20 protein-coding genes and 4 pseudogenes are annotated in these 24,255 nt (G+C 51.9%); 13 read left to right on the forward strand and 11 right to left on the reverse strand.

From position 1 onward, the window contains the following. Positions 1-2: 2 nt before the first annotated feature. The 6 genes from citX to uspG all read left to right on the forward strand — a co-directional run bounded on the left by citX (position 3) and on the right by uspG (position 5,276). Positions 3-554, forward strand: coding sequence for a citrate lyase holo-[acyl-carrier protein] synthase (citX, locus tag CRI63_RS03520; RefSeq protein WP_000550408.1), 552 nt, complete (start codon positions 3-5; stop codon positions 552-554). After that, on the forward strand, positions 529-1,407 hold the full coding sequence (citG, locus tag CRI63_RS03525; protein ID WP_130222588.1) for a triphosphoribosyl-dephospho-CoA synthase CitG: 879 nt from the start codon (positions 529-531) through the stop codon (positions 1,405-1,407). Before citX ends, citG begins: the two co-directional genes overlap by 26 nt. 50 nt (positions 1,408-1,457) lie before the next feature. Next, a complete protein-coding gene (gene citT / locus CRI63_RS03530) occupies positions 1,458-2,921 on the forward strand; it encodes a citrate/succinate antiporter CitT (RefSeq protein WP_135518497.1) in 1,464 nt (487 codons plus the stop codon). 113 nt (positions 2,922-3,034) lie between these two features. Then, positions 3,035-3,841: a ribonuclease I gene (gene rna, locus CRI63_RS03535; protein WP_130219419.1), complete on the forward strand. Its 807-nt coding sequence runs from the start codon at positions 3,035-3,037 to the stop codon at positions 3,839-3,841. 240 nt (positions 3,842-4,081) lie between these two features. Then, positions 4,082-4,492: a nucleoside diphosphate kinase regulator gene (gene rnk / locus CRI63_RS03540; RefSeq protein ID WP_130206455.1), complete on the forward strand. Its 411-nt coding sequence runs from the start codon at positions 4,082-4,084 to the stop codon at positions 4,490-4,492. Positions 4,493-4,847: 355 nt separating this feature from the next. Next, a complete protein-coding gene (gene uspG / locus CRI63_RS03545) occupies positions 4,848-5,276 on the forward strand; it encodes a universal stress protein UspG (protein ID WP_130206453.1) in 429 nt (142 codons plus the stop codon). 121 nt (positions 5,277-5,397) lie between these two features. Here uspG and ahpF read toward each other — a convergent pair whose 3' ends face one another. Next, positions 5,398-6,963, reverse strand: a complete 1,566-nt coding sequence (gene ahpF / locus CRI63_RS03550; RefSeq protein ID WP_130219415.1) for an alkyl hydroperoxide reductase subunit F — start codon at positions 6,961-6,963, stop codon at positions 5,398-5,400. On the opposite strand from ahpF, the gene CRI63_RS23885 reads away from it, so the two are divergent. Further along, positions 6,962-7,138, forward strand: coding sequence for a hypothetical protein (locus CRI63_RS23885; RefSeq protein ID WP_165383272.1), 177 nt, complete (start codon positions 6,962-6,964; stop codon positions 7,136-7,138). The two genes, ahpF and CRI63_RS23885, sit on opposite strands and share 2 nt — an antisense overlap. Here the strand turns inward: CRI63_RS23885 and ahpC are convergent. Then, a complete protein-coding gene (gene ahpC / locus CRI63_RS03555) occupies positions 7,135-7,698 on the reverse strand; it encodes an alkyl hydroperoxide reductase subunit C (RefSeq protein ID WP_130222584.1) in 564 nt (187 codons plus the stop codon). The genes CRI63_RS23885 and ahpC overlap by 4 nt on opposite strands. Positions 7,699-8,071: 373 nt before the next feature. Between ahpC and dsbG the strand changes: the two are divergent. The 4 genes and pseudogenes from dsbG (at position 8,072) to CRI63_RS03575 (ending at position 11,901) form a co-directional block, all read left to right on the forward strand. After that, positions 8,072-8,819, forward strand: a pseudogene (gene dsbG, locus CRI63_RS03560) (thiol:disulfide interchange protein DsbG). Between the two features lie 209 nt (positions 8,820-9,028). Further along, a pseudogene (locus CRI63_RS03565) lies at positions 9,029-9,932 on the forward strand (LysR family transcriptional regulator). 146 nt (positions 9,933-10,078) lie between these two features. Further along, on the forward strand, positions 10,079-11,299 hold the full coding sequence (locus CRI63_RS03570) for a phosphoadenosine phosphosulfate reductase (RefSeq protein ID WP_135518499.1): 1,221 nt from the start codon (positions 10,079-10,081) through the stop codon (positions 11,297-11,299). After that, positions 11,272-11,901 (forward strand): ParB/RepB/Spo0J family partition protein, encoded by a 630-nt coding sequence (locus tag CRI63_RS03575; RefSeq protein ID WP_130219409.1) that lies wholly within the window; start codon positions 11,272-11,274, stop codon positions 11,899-11,901. Before CRI63_RS03570 ends, CRI63_RS03575 begins: the two co-directional genes overlap by 28 nt. Here CRI63_RS03575 and ybdL read toward each other — a convergent pair whose 3' ends face one another. After that, complete coding sequence (gene ybdL / locus CRI63_RS03580) at positions 11,902-13,062, reverse strand: methionine-oxo-acid transaminase (protein ID WP_135518501.1); 1,161 nt, start codon at positions 13,060-13,062, stop codon at positions 11,902-11,904. Between the two features lie 108 nt (positions 13,063-13,170). Here ybdL and hcxA point away from each other — a divergent pair, with 108 nt between their 5' ends. Then, positions 13,171-14,259 (forward strand): hydroxycarboxylate dehydrogenase HcxA, encoded by a 1,089-nt coding sequence (gene hcxA / locus CRI63_RS03585; RefSeq protein WP_135518503.1) that lies wholly within the window; start codon positions 13,171-13,173, stop codon positions 14,257-14,259. A 9-nt stretch (positions 14,260-14,268) separates the two neighbouring features. Here hcxA and CRI63_RS03590 read toward each other — a convergent pair whose 3' ends face one another. The 7 genes and pseudogenes from CRI63_RS03590 to entC all read right to left on the reverse strand — a co-directional run bounded on the left by CRI63_RS03590 (position 14,269) and on the right by entC (position 21,706). Beyond that, a complete protein-coding gene (locus CRI63_RS03590; protein WP_000460431.1) occupies positions 14,269-14,466 on the reverse strand; it encodes a YbdD/YjiX family protein in 198 nt (65 codons plus the stop codon). A gap of 126 nt (positions 14,467-14,592) precedes the next feature. Further along, positions 14,593-16,697: pseudogene (cstA, locus tag CRI63_RS03595) on the reverse strand (pyruvate/proton symporter CstA). A 180-nt stretch (positions 16,698-16,877) separates the two neighbouring features. Then, positions 16,878-17,291 (reverse strand): proofreading thioesterase EntH, encoded by a 414-nt coding sequence (entH, locus tag CRI63_RS03600; protein ID WP_000637953.1) that lies wholly within the window; start codon positions 17,289-17,291, stop codon positions 16,878-16,880. Positions 17,292-17,293: 2 nt separating this feature from the next. Continuing rightward, positions 17,294-18,040 (reverse strand): annotated as a pseudogene (gene entA / locus CRI63_RS03605) (2,3-dihydro-2,3-dihydroxybenzoate dehydrogenase EntA). After that, positions 18,040-18,897 (reverse strand): enterobactin biosynthesis bifunctional isochorismatase/aryl carrier protein EntB, encoded by an 858-nt coding sequence (gene entB, locus CRI63_RS03610; protein WP_135489645.1) that lies wholly within the window; start codon positions 18,895-18,897, stop codon positions 18,040-18,042. The pseudogene entA and the gene entB overlap by 1 nt, the downstream one beginning before the upstream one ends. Before the next feature lie 13 nt (positions 18,898-18,910). Next, positions 18,911-20,521: a (2,3-dihydroxybenzoyl)adenylate synthase EntE gene (gene entE / locus CRI63_RS03615; RefSeq protein WP_135518505.1), complete on the reverse strand. Its 1,611-nt coding sequence runs from the start codon at positions 20,519-20,521 to the stop codon at positions 18,911-18,913. Between the two features lie 9 nt (positions 20,522-20,530). Then, positions 20,531-21,706 (reverse strand): isochorismate synthase EntC, encoded by a 1,176-nt coding sequence (gene entC, locus CRI63_RS03620; protein WP_130219399.1) that lies wholly within the window; start codon positions 21,704-21,706, stop codon positions 20,531-20,533. 299 nt (positions 21,707-22,005) lie between these two features. Between entC and fepB the strand changes: the two genes are divergently transcribed. After that, complete coding sequence (fepB, locus tag CRI63_RS03625) at positions 22,006-22,962, forward strand: Fe2+-enterobactin ABC transporter substrate-binding protein (protein WP_135518507.1); 957 nt, start codon at positions 22,006-22,008, stop codon at positions 22,960-22,962. 3 nt (positions 22,963-22,965) lie between these two features. Here the strand turns inward: fepB and entS are convergent, their stop codons facing one another. Beyond that, positions 22,966-24,216, reverse strand: a complete 1,251-nt coding sequence (gene entS / locus CRI63_RS03630) for an enterobactin transporter EntS (protein ID WP_135518509.1) — start codon at positions 24,214-24,216, stop codon at positions 22,966-22,968. Positions 24,217-24,255: the final 39 nt, after the last annotated feature.

Genomic DNA, 24,255 nt, shown 5'->3' on the forward strand with positions numbered 1-24,255 from the left:
CCATGCACCTGCTTCCTGAACTCGCCAGCCACCATGCGGTGTCAATTCCCGAGCTGCTCGTCAGCCGGGATGAAAGGCAAGCACGGCAACACGCCTGGCTCAAGCGCCATCCTGTTCCACTGGTCTCCTTTACCGTGGTTGCGCCGGGTCCGATTAAAGACAGCGAGGTCACACGCCGAATTTTTAATCATGGCGTGACAGCCTTGCGTGCCTTAGCCGCAAAACAGGGCTGGCAAATTCAGGAGCAGGCTGCACTGGTTTCCGCCAGCGGGCCGGAGGGCATGTTGAGCATTGCCGCTCCAGCTCGCGACCTCAAGCTCGCCACCATTGAGCTTGAACATAGCCATCCTCTCGGGCGTTTATGGGATATCGATGTCCTGACGCCCGAAGGCGAAATTCTCTCCCGCCGCGATTATTCGCTGCCGCCTCGCCGCTGCCTGTTGTGCGAGCAAAGCGCAGCCGTCTGCGCGCGTGGAAAAACCCACCAACTGACCGATTTACTCAACCGCATGGAGGCGCTGCTGAACGATGTCGATGCCTGCAACGTCAACTAAAACCACAAAGCTTGCGACGTCATTAATCGATGAATATGCCCTGCTGGGCTGGCGCGCCATGCTGACTGAAGTCAATCTGTCACCGAAACCAGGCCTCGTGGATCGCATTAACTGCGGTGCGCACAAAGATATGGCGCTGGAAGATTTCCACCGTAGCGCACTGGCGATCCAGGCCTGGTTACCCCGTTTTATCGAATTTGGTGCCTGTAGTGCAGAAATGGCCCCCGAAGCAGTACTCCACGGATTACGCCCAATTGGTATGGCCTGTGAAGGCGATATGTTCCGTGCCACTGCGGGCGTAAACACGCATAAAGGCAGCATTTTTTCTTTAGGGCTACTGTGCGCGGCGATTGGCCGTTTGCTTCAGCTCAACCAGCCGGTAACGCCCACAACCGTTTGTTCGACGGCGGCAAGTTTCTGCCGTGGTCTGACCGATCGCGAACTGCGTACCAATAATCAACAACTGACCGCAGGTCAACGGTTGTACCAGCAACTTGGCCTTACCGGCGCGCGCGGTGAAGCCGAAGCAGGTTATCCACTGGTGATCAACCACGCACTTCCGCATTACCTCACTCTGCTGGATCAGGGGTTAGATCCTGAACTGGCATTGCTCGATACCTTGCTCCTACTGATGGCTACCAACGGCGATACCAATGTTGCATCGCGCGGTGGCGAGGGGGGCCTGCGCTGGCTACAGCGCGAGGCGCAAACACTATTGCAAAAAGGGGGCATTCGAACCCCCGCCGATCTCGATTATCTCCGGCAGTTCGACAGGGAGTGTATCGAACGAAATCTCAGTCCAGGCGGCAGTGCCGACCTGCTGATCCTTACCTGGTTTTTAGCACAGATTTAATTATTTAAGCACTTGATAAATTTGGAAATATTAATTTTCGGAGAGCCCGTATGTCTTTAGCAAAAGATAATATATGGAAACTATTGGCCCCACTGGTGGTGATGGGTGTCATGTTTCTTATCCCTGTACCTGACGGTATGCCGCCGCAGGCATGGCATTACTTCGCTGTGTTTGTGGCAATGATTGTCGGCATGATTCTCGAGCCAATCCCGGCAACAGCGATCAGTTTTATTGCAGTAACCATTTGCGTGATTGGCAGTAATTACCTGCTCTTTGACGCCAAAGAATTAGCTGACCCAGCGTTTAATGCGCAAAAACAGGCGCTGAAATGGGGGCTGGCTGGTTTTTCCAGTACCACAGTCTGGCTGGTATTTGGCGCATTTATCTTTGCATTAGGATATGAAGTTTCCGGGTTAGGTCGTCGCATTGCCCTTTTCCTGGTGAAATTCATGGGCAAACGCACGCTGACGTTGGGTTATGCGATTGTCATTATCGACATTTTGCTGGCACCGTTTACACCGTCCAACACCGCGCGTACCGGGGGTACGGTTTTTCCGGTCATTAAAAACCTGCCGCCGCTATTTAAATCATTCCCGAACGATCCGTCCGCGCGTCGTATTGGCGGCTATTTGATGTGGATGATGGTCATTAGTACCAGTCTGAGTTCTTCCATGTTTGTCACCGGTGCAGCACCAAACGTGCTGGGTCTGGAGTTCGTCAGCAAAATTGCCGGTATCCAGATTAGCTGGTTACAGTGGTTCCTCTGCTTCCTGCCGGTTGGGGTTATCTTGCTTATCATTGCGCCGTGGCTTTCCTACGTGCTGTACAAACCGGAAGTTACCCATAGTGAAGAAGTCGCAACCTGGGCAGGTGATGAGCTGAAAACCATGGGGTGTCTGACACGCAGAGAGTGGACGCTGATTGGCCTTGTATTACTCAGCTTAGGTTTATGGGTATTTGGCAGCGAAGTGATTAACGCCACTGCGGTTGGTCTGCTGGCAGTTTCACTGATGCTGGCGCTGCACGTTGTGCCGTGGAAAGACATTACCCGCTATAACAGCGCATGGAACACGCTGGTTAACCTGGCAACGCTGGTCGTCATGGCTAATGGCCTGACTCGTTCCGGATTTATCGACTGGTTCGCCAACACCATGAGTACGCATCTGGAAGGTTTTTCGCCAAATGCGACGGTTATCGTCCTCGTGCTGGTGTTCTATTTTGCTCATTACCTGTTTGCCAGCCTGTCAGCGCACACCGCAACCATGCTGCCGGTCATTCTGGCGGTCGGTAAAGGGATTCCAGGTGTACCGATGGAACAACTGTGTATTCTGCTGGTGCTGTCTATCGGTATCATGGGCTGTCTGACCCCATATGCTACTGGCCCTGGTGTGATTATTTACGGCTGCGGCTATGTGAAATCAAAAGATTACTGGCGTCTTGGGGCTATCTTCGGGGTGATTTATATTGCCATGCTGCTTCTGGTAGGCTGGCCGATTCTCGCCATGTGGAACTAATACGTTCGCCAAACGCTGAATAAATCACCGCGCCCGCCAGGTTAGCCAACCTGGCGGGCTTTTTTATGATTTAATAGATAGTATTCAGTGCATGTATGAGTTCCACACCCACTATGAAAACATTCTGGCGTAACGCCGCTTTACTGGCGGCTTCTCTGCTCCCCTTATCTTCTGTCAACGCCGCTGCATTACAGGCAAAACAGTATGGCGATTTTGATCGTTACGTTTTAGCTCTTTCCTGGCAAACCGGGTTTTGCCAGAGTCAGCACGATCGAAATCGTAACGAACGCGATGAGTGTCGACTGCAAACCGAAACGAGCAACAAGGCCGATTTTCTGACCGTACATGGTCTGTGGCCAGGATTGCCTAAATCGGTTGCTGCGCGTGGCGTTGATGAACGCCGCTGGATGCGCTTCGGCTGCGCCACTCGCCCAGTCCCAAACCTGCCGGAAGCTCGCGCCAGCCGGATGTGTTCTTCACCGGAAACAGGGTTATCGCTGGAAACAGCAGCTAAATTGAGTGAAGTTATGCCGGGCGCAGGTGGTCGTTCCTGTCTGGAACGTTATGAATACGCGAAACACGGCGCCTGCTTTGGTTTTGATCCGGACGCTTACTTCGGTACGATGGTACGTCTGAATCAAGAGATCAAAGAAAGCACAGCCGGAAAATTCCTTGCGGATAACTACGGTAAAACCGTGAGCCGCAGTGACTTTGACGCCGCCTTTGCCAAAAGCTGGGGGAAAGAGAACGTCAAAGCAGTCAAGTTAACCTGCCAGGGTAATCCGGCATATTTGACTGAAATCCAGATTTCAATCAAAGCTGACGCCATCAATGCGCCGCTTTCTGCAAACTCATTCTTGCCACAACCACACCCAGGCAACTGTGGCAAAAACTTTGTGATTGATAAAGCAGGTTATTGAGATCCAGCGCAGCGGAAGTTAATCCATCACGAAAATTTATCCCTTACGCTGTTTTTCGATTAAGATTTATACAAATCGCTCAGCATTAAGGAATTACCTGAATGTGATGTAAATCACTTCAAAGAGTGAGCAACAGTCAGTATCATCATATGAGCTAAACCCCTCGCCGCCTGACGGTGAGGGTTTTCTTTTGGGTATGTTTATCTGCGACACTCGCAGTACCGACGACATGGAGTAAAAATGTCCAGACCAACAATCATCATTAACGACCTGGATGCCGAACGCATCGATATTCTGCTGGAGCAACCTGCCTATGCCGGTTTGCCAATCGCCGACGCGTTAAACGCAGAGTTGGATCGCGCCCAAATGTGTTCGCCAGAAGAGATGCCACACGATGTGGTGACGATGAACAGCCGGGTTAAATTCCGCAATCTTAGCGATGGCGAAGTCCGTGTGCGTACACTGGTGTATCCGGCAAAGATGACCGACAGCAATACTCAACTTTCCGTTATGGCTCCGGTTGGTGCCGCACTGCTGGGGTTGCGCGTTGGCGATACCATCCACTGGGAACTTCCGGGCGGCGTTGCTACCCACCTTGAAGTGCTGGAACTCGAATACCAGCCTGAAGCCGCTGGCGACTACCTGCTTTAATCCCATCTGCACAAGCGTTATTCGCTTTGCCCGGAGGATGCTTCTGCATCCTCTTTCCGCTCAAATATCAACCAGATTTATCATTTTGCTCTTCACCGCTGCGTTCTAATCTGAACAAGTTATCCACCAGCGGATCCCCCCTATGAGCGAAGCTCTCGGTATTACTGCGTTTTATATATTCATTGCAGCAATTATTGTTGTGGCAGTGCTATATCTTGAGCAACGCTGGTAGTAGCTGACTTAATCCATTTTCCAGATCAATTGCTATCCCAGATCAAATCAACTTCGCAAATCATAGAATCATAATCAATAATATGCTGTTATATGTTCATGCAATAGCAAGGAGGGAATGCTTATGTACAAAACAATCATTATGCCAGTAGACGTATTTGAAATGGAATTGAGCGACAAAGCCGTTCGTCACGCTGAATTTCTCGCCCAGGATGATGGCGTAATTCATTTACTCCATGTATTACCGGGCGCCGCAAGCCTTAGTCTGCACCGTTTTGCTGCTGATGTGCGTCGTTTCGAAGAACATTTGCAACATGAAGCCGAAGAACGCTTACAGACAATGGTCGGCCATTTCAATATTGATCCATCCCGTATCAAACCACATGTCCGTTTTGGTAACGTGCGAGATGAAGTGAACGAATTAGCTAAAGAACTGGATGCGGATGTTGTGGTTATCGGTTCGCGAAATCCATCGATTTCAACCCATCTGTTAGGTTCCAACGCTTCCAACGTGATCCGCCACGCCAATCTGCCGGTATTAGTCGTTCGTTAACAAATTAACGCATTTATGACGCCCTGCCCTGAGCAATCCCGGCAGGGCGTTTTTTTTATAAAAAAAAGCCGCCAGGTTTGACCCCGGCGGCTAAGCAATTGCAGGTGAATCTTACTTCTTCTTATGCAGTTTTGGTGCGAATCAGGTAATCAAAAGCACTCAGAGAGGCTTTAGCACCTTCGCCAGTAGCGATGATGATCTGCTTGTACGGAACCGTCGTACAGTCACCGGCAGCGAACACACCTTTGACATTGGTTTCGCATTTCGCATCAATGATTATCTCACCCATGCGGTTACGTTCGACTGCGCCTTCCAGCCAGTTGGTGTTCGGCAGCAGACCAATCTGGACGAAAATACCGGCCAGTTCGATGTTGTGAACATCGCCGCTGACACGATCACGATATTCCAGACCAACGACTTTGCTGCCATCGCCTTTCACTTCCGTGGTTTGCGCATTCAGAATGATGTCGACGTTTTTCAGGCTGCGCAGTTTGTCCTGCAGAACCTGGTCGGCTTTCATTTCAGGGGCAAATTCCAGCAGCGTTACGTGTTCAACAATCCCTGCCAGGTCGATTGCCGCTTCCACACCGGAGTTGCCGCCGCCGATGACCGCTACGCGTTTGCCTTTAAACAGTGGGCCGTCGCAGTGCGGGCAGTAGGTCACGCCTTTGGTGCGATACTGATCTTCGCCCGGAACATTCATGTTGCGCCATTTTGCACCGGTCGCCACGATAATGCTGCGAGCTTTCAGTACCGCGCCAGAAGCCGTTTCAATCTGATGCAAGCCGCCTTCAACCGCTGCCGGGATCAGTTTGCTCGCGCTCTGGCTATCAATCACATCAACATCGTATTCATCAACGTGAACCTTCAGCGCGCCTGCCAGTTTCTGGCCTTCGGTTTTCGGCACAGAGATGTAGTTTTCGATATCAACAGTATCGAGGATCTGACCGCCGAAACGTTCGCCCATCAGACCCGTACGAATGCCTTTACGTGCGGAGTAAATTGCTGCCGCCGCACCCGCCGGGCCGGAACCGACGATTAATACATCATAAGCATCACGCTTGTTCAGCTCTTCTGCCGCACGTTTTTCCGCGCCAGTATCAATTTTGGCGACGATTTCAGTCAACGTCATGCGGCCCTGACCAAACTCTTTCCCGTTTACGAACACTGCCGGAACGCCCATCACGTTGCGATCGGTAATCTCGTTCTGGAAAGTACCGCCGTCAATTGCAGTGTGCTTGATGCGCGGGTTCAGTACGCTCATCAGGTTCAGCGCCTGCACCACGTCCGGGCAGTTGTGGCAAGAGAGCGAATAATAAGTTTCGAATTCAAAATCACCGTCAATATGGCGAATCTGCTCCAGCAGAGACTGTGCTTCTTTCGACGGATGACCACCGGTCCACAGCAACGCCAGTACCAGCGAGGTGAACTCATGACCCAGCGGGGAGCCTGCAAAACGCGGCCCCTGGTTAGAACCTGGGTTGGTGATCAGGAAAGACGGCTTACGCACCGGCAAGCTGTTATCTTCTTTAAAGGTGACTTTGTCTGACAGTTCTGCGATTTCAGCCAACAGTTCCTTGATTTCTGCCGATTTAGCGCTGTCATCCAGCGTGGCAATCAACTCAACAGGCTTGGTCAATTTCTCAAGGTAAGCCTTGAGTTGAGTTTTCATATTTGTGTCGAGCATGTTTATCTCCTGGGCTTTAAACATCATCATGCAAGCGGCCTTCATCGGCTACCTGGATGCAGCTTGCATCATGATGCGGGGAAGAAAATCGGGTGCCGCAGCACCCGAAGAATTAGGTGAATTTCCTAAGTATTTCGCGCCGGAGTTGGTAGCGCGAAAGACGAAGGAAATTTAGATTTTACCAACCAGGTCCAGAGACGGAGCCAGAGTTGCTTCACCTTCTTTCCATTTAGCCGGGCAAACTTCACCTGGGTGAGAAGCTACATACTGAGCAGCTTTGATTTTACGCAGCAGGTCAGACGCGTCACGGCCAATGCCTTCAGCGGTAACTTCGATTGCCTGGATGATACCCTGCGGGTCAACAACGAAGGTCGCGCGGTCAGCCAGACCTTCGTCTTCACGCATGTTGTCGAAGTTACGGGTCAGGGCGCCAGTCGGGTCGCCGATCATCGCGTATTTGATTTTCGCGATGGTTTCAGAGCTGCTGTGCCATGCTTTGTGGGTGAAGTGAGTATCGGTAGATACTGCGTATACGTCTACGCCCAGTTTCTGCAGTTCTTCGTAATGGTCTGCAACGTCGCCCAGTTCGGTCGGGCATACGAAAGTAAAGTCAGCCGGGTAGAAGAAGAAGACGCTCCAGCGGCCTTCGGTATCTTTCTCGGTTACTTCAATGAATTCGCCGTTTTTGAATGCCTGGTTTTTAAAAGGTTTAATTTTGGTGTTAATCAAGGACATCTATACTTCCTCCGTGTTTTCGATGAGATGTAAGGTAACCAATTTTTGCCGATTCGGCTAATGCGTTTCCATTATCAAATCGATAAGTTTTACCTTACAACCTTCGTAAGACAACTTTGTGAACTTTGCACCGCCAGCGGCGATAAAAAGTAAAATGGGCCCCCTTTCCAGGTGACCGTGTAATCTGAACTACCCTTTGGTATCTTCAGCGCCTGTTCAGCAGGCTGCGGTGTTGCCCTTACAAATGCAACAACGACATGGATTACAACACCCTCATAAACAAAGGGCAATCACCTGTTCTAAGCTCTTACCTATGACAGTGATAGGTTATGCCTTTTACTCAAATTTTGCACTGACTGAAAAGGACAAATTAATGTTAAAAAAGATACTTTTATTGGCTCTGCTTCCTGCAGTCGCCTTCGCAGAGGAACTTCCAGCCCCAGTAAAAGCCATTGAAAAACAGGGTATTACTATCCTCAAATCTTTTGATGCCCCCGGGGGAATGAAAGGTTATCTCGGAAAGTATCAGGATATGGGAGTTACTATCTACCTGACACCAGACGGCAAGCACGCCATCTCAGGTTATATGTACAACGAAAAAGGTGAAAACCTGAGTAACACGCTTATTGAGAAAGAAATTTATGCGCCAGTCGGTCGAGAAATGTGGCAACGGATGGAGCAATCCCACTGGATCCTCGACGGCAAAAAAGATGCGCCTGTTGTGGTTTATGTCTTTGCCGATCCATTTTGTCCGTATTGTAAACAGTTCTGGCAGCAGACGCGCCCGTGGGTTGAGGCTGGTAAAGTTCAGCTTCGCACACTACTGGTTGGCGTAATCAAACCGGAAAGCCCAGCGACTGCTGCGGCGATCCTCGCGGCTAAAGATCCGGCTAAAGCATGGCAAGAGTATGAAGCATCAGACAAGAAGCTAAAGCTAAACATTCCGGCCACCGTTGGTGCAGAGCAAATGAAAATCTTAAGTGCCAATGAAAAAACTGATGGATGAACTTGGCGCAAACGTCACGCCTGCTATCTATTACATGAGCCCGGAGAATACATTGCAACAGGCGGTCGGATTACCGGATCAAAAGACCTTAAATATCATCATGGGCAATAAATAATATTAAATCATGGATAACTGAAATACATACAGCTTTTCAGTTATCCTGAATATCGCAAGAATTGATCACAAACAATAAATCGGCTATGCTATTTTAGAAAAACTTAATCATGAATTAAGTAAAAGAACATAATAAATACAAATATATAAATTCATATTATATATTTAATGAATATCATGATGAGTGCAATGATATGAATGGAGTACATCATGGCCAATCTTTACGACTTAAAAAAAATTTGACTTGAATTTACTGGTAATCTTCGAGTGCATTTACCAACATCTCAGCATTAGTAAGGCTGCAGAATCGCTATATATAACGCCCTCTGCGGTTAGTCAGTCCCTGCAGCGCTTACGTACGCAATTTAATGATCCTTTGTTTACTCGTGCCGGAAAAGGTATTACGCCAACGACTACTGGGTTAAATCTTCATCATCATCTTGAGAAAAACCTTAGAAACCTGGAACAAACAATAAATATCGTCAATAAATCTGAATTAAAGAAAAAATTTATAATTTATGGTCCACAATTCATCTCTGCGACAAACAGCAGCCTTTTGATCAATAGTCTGCGCCAGGATGCAGTTATCGACATTGAACATCATGACATTATGATGGCCGTAGAAAGCGCCGAAGACTTACTGGCTTACCGCAAAGCGGATCTCGTAGTGACATTGGCACCAGTTATCAGTCGTTCTGTGAGCTGCATCCCTTTTCAGTCAATTCGTAATACACTCATCTGTAGTACTACCCATCCGAGAATAAATGAACGGAGCACCCATGCACAAATTCTTGATGAAGAATTTACCTTTCTGATATCTAAAATCCCTGGATTAGAAGATTTCCAGATGGAAATAGAAGCACTCATGGCAAACCGTAAAATATCGTTTCGTAGTTCCTCTCTGTTTACCATTATTAATACAATTGCAGTTACCGATTTAATTGGTATTGTGCCTTACGAATTATACCGCAGTTATCATAAAATACTTCAGCTAAAACAAATAAAACTTGAACACCCGTTGCCTTCAAACACGCTTTATATGTCCTATAATAAATCATCATTAAATAACCTTGCGTTCTCACGATTCATTGATCGTTTGAATGACAATTTATAATAAACATCTATCCGTTGGCAAAATGTTTTTCAATGAAAAATTCACAATGTAAATACATAAAATAATATATCTTATTTGAATTTATTTACTTTATAATTAAAAAACTATCGCATTATCTACCTGTCAGGTTCAGAGAGCATCTTTAGATGTCTATTTATAAAATTCCTCTTCCGCTCAATATTCTGGAAGCTGCACAAGAACGTATTACCTGGACACTCAACACCCTACCCCGCGTTTGTGTCTCATTTTCTGGCGGTAAAGATTCAGGCTTAATGCTTCATCTAACCGCGAATCTGGCCAGAAAAATGGGCAAAAAAATATACGTTCTGTTTATCGACTGGGAAGCACAGTTTTCTTTAACTATTCACTATATTCAGTCCCTACGAGAGCAGTATGCAGATGTCATTGAAGAATTTTATTGGGTAGCGCTGCCTCTTACGACGCAAAACTCTCTTTCTCAGTATCAACCCGAATGGCAATGCTGGGAACCTGATGTTGAATGGGTACGCCAGCCCCCGGAAGATGCAATAACCGATCCCGCTTATTTCCCGTTTTACCAGCCAGGCATGACTTTTGAACATTTCGTGCGTGAATTTGCCGAATGGTTTTCACAAAAACGTCCGGCGGCGATGATGATCGGTATCCGTGCGGATGAGTCCTATAACCGTTTCGTTGCTATCGCCAGTTCGAATAAACAGCGTTTTGCCGACGATAAACCCTGGACTACGGCCGCACCAGGCGGTCATAGCTGGTACATTTACCCCATCTACGACTGGAAAGTGGCTGATATCTGGACCTGGTATGCAAATCATCAAAGTCTCTGCAACCCACTGTATAACCTAATGTATCAGGCGGGCGTCCCTCTGCGTCAAATGCGAATTTGCGAACCTTTTGGCCCGGAGCAACGACAGGGATTATGGCTCTATCACGTTATCGAACCGGATCGCTGGGCTGCTATGTGCGCACGAGTCAGCGGTGTAAAAAGCGGCGGAATTTACGCCGGACATGACAATCATTTCTATGGGCATCGGAAAATCCTCAAGCCAGAGCATTTAGACTGGCAAGAGTATGCATTATTGCTGCTCAATAGCATGCCGGAAAAAACTGCGGAGCATTACCGCAATAAAATCGCCATTTATTTGCACTGGTATCAGAAAAAAGGCATCGAGGTTCCACAAACCCAGCAAGGGGACATTGGCACGAAAGATATCCCCTCCTGGCGGCGAATATGCAAAGTTTTACTCAATAACGATTACTGGTGCCGGGCATTATCATTTAGCCCTACGAAAGCGAAGAACTATCAGCGTTATAACGAACGGATAAAAGGAAAACGTCAGGAATGGGGGATACTATGCAACAACGATTAACGCAGGATTTAACCCAATTTCTCGCCAGCTTGCCGGAAGACGATCGCATCAAAGCGATTAATGAAATCCGCATGGCGATCCATCAGGTTAGCCCCTTTCGTGAAGAGCCGGTGGATTGTGTTTTGTGGGTGAAAAATAGCCAGCTCGTGCCGAATGATTACAACCCCAATAATGTGGCACCACCAGAGAAAAAACTGCTGCAAAAATCCATTGAAATAGATGGCTTTACGCAACCCATTGTGGTCACGCATACAGATAAAAATGCTCTGGAAATTGTTGATGGTTTTCACCGCCATGAAATAGGTAAAGGCTTATCATCGTTAAAATTACGCTTAAAAGGTTATTTGCCGGTGACCTGTCTGGAAGGTACGCGTAATCAACGGATTGCTGCAACTATTCGCCACAACCGCGCTCGTGGACGCCATCAAATCACCGCCATGTCAGAAATCGTCCGTGAACTCAGCCAGTTGGGATGGGACGACAATAAAATCGGCAAAGAACTGGGAATGGACAGCGACGAAGTGCTGCGCCTGAAGCAAATTAACGGCCTGCAAGAGTTGTTTGCCGACCGTCAATATTCCCGCGCCTGGACTGTCAAATAACTACAGCTGGCGCAGGCGTTCAGCTGCTGCCAGCAACGTCGATTCCTTCTTGGCAAAACAGAGACGAATCAGTTTATGTGGGAAGGGATCGGCGCAAAACACCGACAGAGGAATTACCGCTACGCCGTGCTCCCGCGTCAGCCACTGGCAAAACTCAACATCATCCAGCGTAGACACGGCGCTGTAATCCACCAGCAAAAAGTAAGTACCTTCGCAGGGTAGTATCTCCAGCCGACTTTCACTTAAGGCGTTCACCAGGATATCGCGCTTCTGGCGATAAAAGTCAGGTAACGCAAGATAATGCTCAGGTTCTGCACGTAGCATATCCGCAAGCGCCAGCTGTGCCGGGGTATTCACCGAAAAGGTCAGATACTGATGTACCTTGCGAATTTCGGCACTGATGGGCGCTGGCGCAACGCAATAACCCACTTTCCAGCCGGTCATATGATAGGTCTTGCCAAACGATGACACCGCCACTGCCCGCTCACGCAGCTGCGGATGCGCCAGCACGCTGGCATGGCCCTGCTGTGAAAAGTTGATGTGCTCGTAGACTTCATCGCTAATGACAAAAATCTCGTGCCCGGCAATTGCCTGCCACAAAGCGGCGAAATCAGCCTGCTGCCAGACAGTAGCACTGGGGTTATGTGGGGTGTTGAGGATCACCAGTCGGGTGCGCTCGCTTAACAATGCGGCAAACTCCTGCCAGTTAACGCGAAAATGCGGTGGTTGCAGTGCCATACGCTTCACTATTCCCCCAGAAAGCGCGATGGCGGGGGCGTAACTGTCATAGCTGGGATCAAAACAAATCACTTCATCGCCATTGCGCACCAATGCAGTAATCGCCGCGTATAACGCCTCCGTCGCCCCTGCCGTTACGGTGATATCGCTATCGGCATCTGGTTGATAGCCATACAAACGTTCCGTTTTCTGAGCAATCGCCTCGCGCAATGCCTGCACGCCGGTCATGGGCGCGTATTGGTTTGCCCCCTGGGCAACGTGGTACGCCAGCCGCTCCTGTAAATAGCACGGACCATCAAAATCAGGAAAACCTTGCGAAAGGTTAATCGCCTGGTGTTGCTGCGCCAGCGCGCTCATCTGGGTGAAAATAGTGGTGCCAAGTTGTGGAAGTTTGCTTTGTGGAATCAGAGGGTTATTTGTCATTTTTATTGTACCTGACGAAGTTGCGTGTTGAAGGCACTATAACACGATGCTAGTATTTGGCAATCAAGACGTTTAGATGTCTAAATAAAACAATAAGGACAACACAACATGCCTCACAATCCTATCCGCGTGGTCGTCGGCCCGGCTAACTACTTTTCACATCCAGGAAGTTTCAATCACCTGCACGATTTTTTCACTGATGAACAACTTTCTCGCGCGGTGTGGATCTACGGCGAACGCGCCATTGCTGCGGCGCAAACCAAACTTCCGCCAGCGTTTGAACTGCCGGGGGCAAAGCATATTTTGTTTCGCGGTCATTGCAGCGAAAGCGATGTACAACAACTGGCGGCTGAGTCCGGTGACGACCGCAGCGTGGTGATTGGCGTCGGGGGCGGCGCACTGCTCGACACCGCGAAAGCCCTCGCCCGCCGTCTCGGTCTGCCGTTTGTTGCCGTTCCGACGATCGCCGCAACCTGCGCCGCCTGGACACCGCTCTCCGTCTGGTATAACGATGCCGGACAGGCGCTGCATTATGAGATTTTCGACGACGCCAATTTTATGGTGCTGGTGGAACCGGAGATTATCCTCAATGCGCCGCAAGAATATCTGCTGGCGGGGATCGGTGACACGCTGGCGAAATGGTATGAAGCGGTAGTGCTGGCTCCGCAACCAGAAACGTTGCCGCTAACCGTGCGGCTGGGGCTCAATAATGCACAGGCCATTCGCGACGTCTTGTTAAACAGTAGCGAACAGGCGCTTGCCGATCAGCAAAATCAGCAGTTAACGCAATCATTTTGCGATGTGGTGGATGCGATTATCGCCGGAGGTGGAATGGTCGGTGGTCTGGGCGATCGTTTTACGCGTGTGGCGGCGGCTCATGCCGTGCATAACGGTCTGACCGTGCTGCCGCAAACCGAGAAGTTTCTCCACGGCACCAAAGTCGCCTACGGAATTCTGGTGCAAAGCGCCTTGCTGGGTCAGGATGATGTGCTCGCGCAATTAACTGGAGCGTATCAGCGTTTTCATCTGCCGACTACGCTGGCGGAGCTGGAAGTGGATATCAATAATCAGGCGGAGATCGACAAAGTGATTGCCCACACCTTACGTCCGGTGGAATCTATTCATTACCTGCCAGTCACGCTGACACCAGATACGTTGCGTGCAGCGTTCGAAAAAGTGGAATCGTTTAAAGCCTGACGTACAAATTTAGCAGCAGCGCGCGCCGCCTTTCCCACCGTAGCGCGCGTCCTGCCGCTCACGGAAAAACTCTTCGTAGGTCATCGGCGTTTGATCGGGATGATTAACCCGCATATGTTCGACATAGTTGTCGTAATCAGGCATACCAATCATCAATTTCGCCGCCTGACCTAAATATTTTCCGGCTTTTGCCAGTGAATCAAACATCAATACCTCCGGTAATCAGGTTGCTGAAATATTGCCGGATACGGCGCGAACGCCTTATCCGGACTGGAATTGCTGAGAGTAAGGGGAACCCTCGGCACTATGCCAACATTCCCCCTCACTCTGACTTTAGTGCGCGCCTTTCGCCTGCGCCACGATCTCTCCGACATTTTCCGGCATCGGCTCATACGGTGTTTCTTTCGCCGTTGGCTTCGGCTCTTTCAATGCCGCCAGTGCCGTCTTAATCGAGAACAGCGCCAGAACCACCACGACCACCATAAAGAAGATGGTTAACCCGGCATCCAGACGGTTGTTGAACACCAGTTGCGCCAGTTGTGACTCAGTATACTGCGACGGAATATTGCCGCTGTCGATCATTGCCTGGAACTTGTTAGCAATGGCCAGGAAGCCGACTTTCGCATCCGGGCTAAACGCTTTCTGCCAGCCTGCGGTCAGGGTACAAATCAGCAGCCAGGCCGTTGGTACCAGCGCCACCCAGGCGTAACGTTGACGTTTCATTTTGAACAGCACCACAGCACAGAGCATCAGCGCCATCCCTGCCAGCATCTGGTTGGCAATACCAAACAGCGGCCACAGAGTGTTAATACCGCCCAGCGGATCGACCACGCCCTGATGGAGGAAGTAGCCCCACGCCAGCACGCACAGCGCCGTTGCCAGCAGGTTAGCAGGCAATGAATCGGTCCGTTTCAGGCCCGGAGACACCACGCCCAGCAGATCCTGCAACATAAAGCGCGCGGCACGCGTACCTGCATCCACCGCCGTCAGAATAAACAGTGCTTCAAACAAAATGGCGAAGTGATACCAGAACGCCACATCCATCATGCCGCCCAGCGCACCGTGCAGAATGTAGGCCATCCCCACCGCCAGGGTCGGCGCACCGCCCGCACGGGAAATGATCGACTGTTCACCCACTTCGCTGGCAATCTGGTTTAGCGTATCCGGGGTAATCGCAAAGCCCCAGCTACTCACTACCTGCGCGGCAGAAGCGACTACATCCGCCGTCCCTGCAGGAGCCAGCACCGCCATCGGGCTGTTCATGGCGAAGTACACACCCGGATCGATGATACAGGCAGAAACCAGCGCCATAATCGCCACGAAGGATTCCATCAACATCCCGCCGTAGCCAATAAAGCACGCCTGCCCTTCGTTCGCCAGCATCTTCGGCGTGGTGCCGGAAGAGATCAGCGCATGGAAGCCAGACACCGCGCCACAGGCGATAGTGATAAACAGGAACGGGAACAGGTTACCGGTCCATACCGGGCCAGTACCATCAACAAATTTAGTCAACGCAGGCATGGTCAGCGTCGGGCGCATAATCAAAATGCCTACCGCCAGACCGACGATCGTCCCGATTTTCAGGAAGGTAGAGAGGTAGTCGCGCGGAGCCAGCAGCAGCCACACCGGCAGCACCGCCGCTACAAAACCGTAACCCACCAGCATCCAGGTCAGCTGCACGCCGGTAAAGTCAAAGTACGGTGCCCAGGTCGGACTTTCTGCCACCCAGCCGCCAGAGATAATGGCGAAAATCAGGAACACCAGACCAATCACCGACACTTCACCAATACGCCCTGGACGCAGATAGCGCAGGTAGATCCCCATAAACAGCGCCAGCGGAATGGTGAACGCAACGGTATACGTTCCCCACGGGCTATGAGTCAGGGCTTTCACCACGATCATCGCCAGCACGGCAAGGATAATGACCATGATCATAAAGCAGGCCACCAGCGCAATCACCCCGGCGGTTGGCCCCATCTCTTCTTTGACCAGCTCACCCAGCGAGCGACCGTCACGACGCGTAGAAACAAACAGCACCATGAAATCCTGCACTGCACCGGCGAGAACCACCCCGGCGAGCAGCCAGATCATCCCCGGCAGGTAGCCCATTTGCGCCGCCAGTACCGGCCCCACCAGCGGGCTGCTCCGGCAATGGCCGCAAAATGGTGACCGAACAGCACTTTCTTGTCCGTCGGCACATAGTCCAGCCCGTCGTTATGGCGCACCGCTGGCGTCATACGCGTCGGGTCAACCGCCAGTACATTTTTGGCGATATACAGGCCATAAAAACGGTAGGCGATCAGATAGATACAGACCGACGCCACCACAATCCACAGCGCGTTGATCTGTTCCCCACGATTTAAAGCAATGTATCCCAGAGCAAATGCTCCCATTACAGAGAGCACTGTCCAGACGAGGTATTTCCCTGATTTGTTCATAGTTGTTATCCGTGTGCGTGTCCATAGAGATGTTACATTTTGTTTCTATAACATCTTTGGATAATTTAACAACACAGCAACCATGTAAATCGGAGTTGAAACCAATATTTAACTTCACAATGTTAACTCGATCACTCCGTTAACCGAGTTTTCCTGCAATCTCATTTAATTCTGTCGGGTTCATCCCAAAACTGCCGTACCCAGCCGACAAGTGCAGCAACGCCGCCCCTGTTCATCGAAAACAACGATTTCCCAACTCTGATTTTGCCGCCCAAGATGCAGCGGCTGGCAGACGCCACGTACCTTGCCTTCAGACACCGGGCGATGATGGGTGGCGTTAAGTTCCGTGCCCACCACACACTGCCCATCGCGGGTCATCATAAATCCGGCCATCGATCCCAAAGTTTCCGCCAGCGCCGCCGACGCACCGCCATGTAGTAAACCGAACGGCTGATGAGTACGGGTATCAACCGGCATTTCGGCTTCGAGTACATCATCGCCCAGACGGGTATACACAATTCCCAGATGCGCCACCATTGTGTTATCGCTGGTGGCGTTCAGCTCGTCGAGTGTTAAATGGCGTTTCCAGATCATGCTTATGCCCCCAGCGTTGAGCCGCCATCTACCACAATATCCTGTAGCGTGATATGGCTGGCGAGGTCAGAGGCGAGGAACAAAATCGTGTTGGCGATCTCTTGTGGACGGGCGATTTTCCCCAGCGGAATGCCAAGTTTAAACTGCTCGCCAAAGCCACGAATACGCTGCTCTTCGGCGTCATCGCTCACCCACAGCGTGCGTTGCATATCGGTGTCGGTGGAGCCCGGCGAAACCACATTACAGCGCACGCCACTACCCGCAAGTTCCAGCCCGACGCTCAACGCCAGGCTTTTCAGCGCCGCTTTCGACGCACCGTAAGCACTCATGCCAATACGCGGCGTGTGTGCGGCGTCGGACGCAACAGTAACAATCGCCCCGCCCCGCTGACGGCGAAACTGGTTCATGGTCTGTTGGAACAGGTTAAACGCACCGCCGACGTAACCGCAAAAGTCTGCTGCCAGTCCTCCTTACTGAGCTGATCGGTCGCGCCCATGCGCAAAATTCCCGCCGCATTGACCAGCACGTCCAGTCGCTCCGTTTCAGCTAACAGTCGCTGACATACCTGCGCCACCTGCGCAGCATCGGCAACATCCATCACTTCGGTCGCAAAGGGATATTGCTCCTGAGCGAACACTTGATCAAAACCTGTGACTTTCGCTCCCGCTTCAACAAACGCCAGCGCCGTGGCGTAGCCGATACCTTTCCCCGCGCCGATTACCCAGACATTTTTTACCGCTGAAATCCATTATTTCACCTCGCGGGAGAGTAGCTTCCACCAGGCGTCGATGGTCGGGTTTTTCGCCAGCATGACAAAGTCGATATCGCCATGCACTTTGCGCCAGCGCGCCGCCAGCGCCATCATGCGCACCGAATCCAGACCGTAGTCGATCAGGTTGTCGTCATCGAACGGTTCATCGGACTCGTCCAGCAACGGCAGGATCACCTCACGCAGCGCCGCTTTGCTGGCAGGGATCGGGGCTGGCAGTAATTCTTCGGTCATCACCACCCGGCCAGAACGTCCGGCCACATAATTCAGCGACATCAAATGATCGTCACGACTGAAATCGGCCAGTGCATCCGCCACCATAAACGGTTTAATATCGCGCATAAATGCGTCGGTTGCGGTGGTCATACAGCCAATGTGGGCATATACCCCGGTAATAATCAGCTGGTTACGCCCACTCTCTTTGAGCATTTGCTCCAGCGGAGAACGATGAAACGCGCTGTAGCGCCACTTCACCAGCACCGTGTCGTCGGCATCTGGCGTCAGGCGATCCACCACCTTTTGCTGTTCCGGCGAACGGGTCAGGCCCGGCCCCCACATATCATTCAACAGCGCCCGATCTTCATCGCTCTGCTCTTTCGGCTGGGCAGTGTAATAAACCGGAATATTGTGCTGTTTGCAGTAGTCGCGCAGCGCCGCAATATTCGCGATCACCTGCTCCATCATCGGGCAGTTCTCACCCCAGAAGCTAACAAAATAATCCTGCATATCATGGATTAACAACGCGGCACGTTGCGGTTCAAAGGCCCAGTCGACTTTATTCTGCGGAATATCGTGAGACTCCGGCAGCGCGTAAGCCTGTAATTTTGGAATAGCCATCGTGTTCTCTCCTTCAGGCTGATGCGCGTGACGCCAGCCACTGACGTAATTGTTTTTTATCGACTTTCCCGACCGCCGTCAGCGGAAGTGAATCCACACATTCCACGCGATCCGGTAATTTAAATTCGGCAATACCCTGTTCACGCAGGAAACGACGCACCTGCACCGCGCGCAGCGGCTCTTTTACCACCAGATAAGCACAGCTTTTTTCGCCCATCAGCTCATCTTCCATGCTCACCAGTGCGGCGTAGATCACCGCCGGATGGCGCAGCAGCAGGTTTTCGATCTCTTCGGCAGCGATCTTCTCGCCGCCACGGTTGATCTGATCTTTCTCGCGCCCCTGCACAGTGATGTAACCCTCTGGATCAATAGAGATCAGATCGCCGGAACAGTAAAAACCGTTGGCATCAAAGGCGCTGGCATTGTGCTGCGGACTTTTGTAATAACCGCGGAAGGTGTACGGCCCGCGCGTCATCAGGCGTCCAACTTCCCCTTGCGGCAGTGGATTTCCTTCAGCATCGGCAACCCACACTTCATCGTCCGGACACATTGGATAGCCCTGGGTATGGATAATTTTCTCCGCGCTATCATCAAGTCGGGTGTAGTTCACCAGCCCTTCCGCCATGCCGAACACCTGCTGCAACTGGCAGCCAATCTCAGCGGGAATACGCGCCGCAAGTGTGGCAGAAAGACGTGCGCCGCCGACCTGTAACAGTTTTAGCGAGGCAAGCTGCGCCCGGCTTTCGCCTTCAGCCAGCGCCTGCAACCACAGGCTGACTGCTGGCGGCACCAGCGCGGTAACGTTAACCTGATGTTTTGCAATCAACGGGAAGCAAAGCGTGGCGCTGGGATCGGCCGCCAGAACAACCGTTCCTCCGGCAAGAAAGACGCCCAGCGATCCTGGCGAACTCATAGCGTAGTTATGAGCCGCCGGGATCGCGCACAGGTAGCGCGTCTGTTGTGTGAACTGACAAATCTCGACGCTACGACGCACGCTGTAGTAGTAGTCGTTATGAGTGCGCGGGATCAATTTCGGTGTGCCGGTGGTGCCGCCGGAAAGCTGGAAATAGGCCACTTCATCAGCTGGTGACGGCGTGGCAGTAAAATCCTCAGCCGGATGGTTAATCGCATCCTGCAAGTTATGCTCACCGCTGTCGTTGAGTAGCTGCACCACGCGAATGGAGGAATGTTCTGTGATGAAAGTATTGAGGAAATCATCCCCGCTAAACAGCGCATGTTGGCGATCGGCAATCAGTAACGCCGGTTCAATCTGGCTGGCATAGGCGTTCAGTTCACTACGCTGATGGCTGAACAGCGCCAGCACCGGCGCAACGCCCAGTTTCAGCAGTGCGAAAAAGGTAATGTAAAGTTCAGCGACGTTACCCAGTTGTACCAGCGCGGTTTCACCAGGTTTAATGCCCTGACGGCGCAAACTACAGGCGAGGTTATCCGCCGCCTGATTCAGCTCCCGGTAACTCAACTGCCGCTCGCCGTCGATAACCGCGATGCTGTCACTCGCAGCGTGGCGAGTCAGAATGTCAGTCAGTGGCAAATCCTGCCAGTAGCCTTTTTCCCGATAGCGACGGGCAAACTCTTCCGGCCAGCGGGTGAATGGAATGCTCATCCTCGCTCCTTAATGCAATCCAAAAACGTTCAACATGGTAGAAAGTTTGACGCCTGTTTCGCGCCACTCACCCAACGGTGACGACGCAGGCACAATCCCCGCTCCGGCAAACAGACGCACCTGATTTTCCCGCAGCTTCGCGCAGCGGATGGTCACCACCCATTCGCCGTTACCTTCGCTGTCACACCAACCCACAATGCCGCCAAACAGTTCGCGGTCGAACGGCTCCAGTTCAGCAATAACCTGGGTCGCGGCCTGATGCGGGAAACCGCTCAGCGCGGGGGTCGGATGCAGCAGACAGGCCAGAGTCAGTGCGTTTTCTTGCGAATTCGCTTTACCTTCAAAGGGAGTTGCGAGATGCCACAGCGTCGGCGTGGTGATCAGTTGTGGAGAAGAAGGAACGTGTAACTCACTACTGCGTTCGCGCAGTACCTCTTTCATCGCCTGAGTCACCAGTTCATGTTCATGGCGATCTTTTTCTGACGCCAGCAGACGATTACCCGCTTCGCGATCGAGCACTTCATCCGGTTGACGACGCGCGGAACCGGCTAACGGAATAGAGCTAAAACGCTCGCCGTCTTTGCGCAGCAGCAGTTCCGGGCTGGCCCCGAGCAGAACGCCACCATCAGCCAACGGCACATGGAAGTTGTAACTAACCGGGTTTTGCGCAATCAACCGTTCCAGCAATACGCCGCTATCAATGGAGGCGTCAGTGGTGATATCAATCAACCGTGACAACACCACTTTGTCGACCTGCGGCGTGGCGGTAAGTGCGGCGGCGCGGGCAACCATCTGTTCAAACGTGGCTTGTTCCGGAATTGCCTGGCGTTCTACCACATTCAGCGACTGGCTGCGGGTGAAACGGCGTGCGGAAGCTTGTTTTTCCTGACGGGAGAACGACTGCCAGGATTCGGGAATATACAGCGATGAAGGCTGACGTGGATCGAAGGGAATCGCCCCGACCATCACCGGATTTTTAATGCCCTGCGCTTTGGCATCGGCAAACAGCGCGGCGAGTTTTTGCTGGAAGGGACTGTCGGGCGAATCCCCGTTCACAGCCGGTTCATCGAAGCGGGCGAAACATCCTGACGTCGTAAAACTGCGGTACGGCGACATAAAGAAAAAGCGATTGGGCGCAAGTGTTGCCATGGTCTGCTGTACTTCCTCAGCCAGTGACGTATCCATATCATCCTCCACAAAATGATAAAGGCTTTAATAATGATTATCATTTATATTTTCGGTCGCTAACCTAAAAGCAAACGCGCACTATGTCAACTCTTGAGGTAACGCAATCTGCAACTCAGGGTTGCATCTGGTTGTGGTTACAATGAAAATGAGAAGCATTATTGATGGGTTCGCATAAGCGCAATGTGATGGCCTGCGCCGTTCTGCCCCCTCTCCCCAAAGGAGCGAGGGGACGAATGGTGCGCTTTGTCGAATTTGTCATTACGCCCTTAACCTTATTAATAACAGGAAGCTGATTTGTGAGACTCGCCCCGCTCTACCGCAACGCCCTTCTATTAACAGGACTTTTGCTTTCAGGAATAGCCGCAGTTCAGGCCGCCGACTGGCCGCGTCAGATTACTGACAGCCGTGGCACTCATACCCTGGAAAGCCAGCCGCAGCGTATTGTTTCCACCAGCGTCACCCTGACCGGATCACTGCTGGCGATTGATGCTCCGGTGATCGCCAGTGGCGCAACTACGCCAAATAACCGCGTCGCGGATGACCAGGGCTTTTTACGCCAGTGGAGCGAGGTGGCGAAAGAACGCAAACTGCAGCGCCTCTATATCGGGGAACCGAACGCCGAAGCCGTTGCCGCGCAAATGCCAGATCTGATTTTAATTAGCGCCACCGGCGGTGATTCGGCGCTGGCGCTGTACGATCAGCTTTCCACCATCGCGCCGACGTTAATCATCAATTACGACGACAAAAGCTGGCAGTCGCTGTTAACGCAGTTAGGCGAAATTACCGGGCATGAGAGACAAGCGGCAGAGCGGATTGCACAGTTTGATAAGCAACTGGCAGCGGCGAAAGAGCAAATCAAATTACCGCCGCAGCCGGTCACTGCCATTGTCTATACCGCCGCTGCACACAGTGCCAATCTCTGGACGCCGGAATCAGCACAAGGGCAGATGCTGGAACAACTCGGCTTTACGTTGGCGAAGTTGCCCGCAGGGTTAAACGCCAGCCAAAGCCAGGGCAAACGCCATGACATCATTCAGCTTGGTGGAGAAAATCTGGCTGCAGGGTTAAATGGCGAGTCACTATTCCTGTTCGCCGGTGATCAGAAAGACGCCGATGCTATTTATGCTAATCCACTGCTCGCGCACCTGCCTGCAGTACAAAACAAGCAGGTTTATGCGCTGGGAACCGAGACGTTCCGTCTGGATTACTACAGCGCCATGCAAGTGCTGGAACGACTTAAGGCGCTGTTTTAAGCATTAATTGTCGGACGCTGTCACCTGCGGCGGCGTCTGGCGAAAACGCCGCAACTCCACCAGCACCAGCAACAACAACACGCCGATAATCAACAAAGCAAAACCGCTCGCGCTTGCGGAAGCAACCGGTGTCATCATCGCTCCCAAACCGCCCAGCAGCGCCGCGCCTATGGCATCGCCGGTCACGTTTTGCGCCGTCCACAAACCGTTAATCCGCCCTAACATCGCTTCCGGGGTTTGCGTTTGCAGCATTGTATATTGCAGCAACGAACTAACCGCGCTCAGCCAGCCGAACAGCGCCAGACAAACCACGCCTAAAATCCACATCGGCATCAGGCCAAACAGACCAATGGCGAGGAACGATCCCAGCGTGGAGAGCAGCATCAATAACCCTGGTCGCGCGCTATGTGCCAGCTTCCCACTGGTTAACGCGCCAATAGCCGCGCCGAGCGGGATCGCCGCATAGAGAAAACCAATCTGTGCCGCCGACATCTGCCAGTTGTCAGCCAGCGCCGGATACAGTACCCGCACCGCGCTCGCCATCGTCAATAAACCACCCAGCAGCGCAATCCCTCCCACCAGCGGGCTGGCGAGCAGAAAACGAAATCCTGCCAGTAATGATTTCAACGGATGCTCACGCGGCTGCGGTGGCGGTGGCAACGCCGGAAGGCTTAACAACGGTAGCAAGGTAATAAACGTGCCCGCCGCCGCCAGACCGTAGTTCCAGGCTACGCCTCCGGTCGCCAGCAGTAAACCGCCAATCATGGGCGAAATCACCGACCCCAGACGCACGGTCAACATGGTGATCGCCCCGGCCTGCATTAAGTTTTCACGCCCTACCAGTGCGGGTGTTGCCGCCAGTAGCGCCGTAACGCCAAGTGATGCGAAAAAACCATCCCATAAACCAAGTAAATAGATTGCCAATAGAGATGGCTCCGGTAGCAGCGCATTCAGGCACAGGCCAATAAAACCAATGCCACAGGTGCCGCGCGCCAGCAGAATCACTTTTTTGCGCTCATGGCGATCCGCCAGCACGCCGCCGACCATCAAACCGACAAACATCGCGCCGCCGGTCAGCGTCACCGAAAGCCCCACCTGCCAGGTAGAATGCGTCATCATCTGGATCTGCACCGGCACCGCGACTCCGAGCAACCCCAGAGACACAATTGAGATAAAACGAGCGAGGAATACTGCGCGAAACGCCGGGTGCGTTTTCAACAGGCTGAGGTTAAGCAGCCAGGATTGTTTATTCATTACAATGCCTTGCCATCAAATATTTTAAATACCTATTCT

Origin of the sequence: Escherichia sp. E2661 (genome assembly GCF_004745185.1) — a bacterium.
Taxonomy (GTDB): domain Bacteria; phylum Pseudomonadota; class Gammaproteobacteria; order Enterobacterales; family Enterobacteriaceae; genus Escherichia.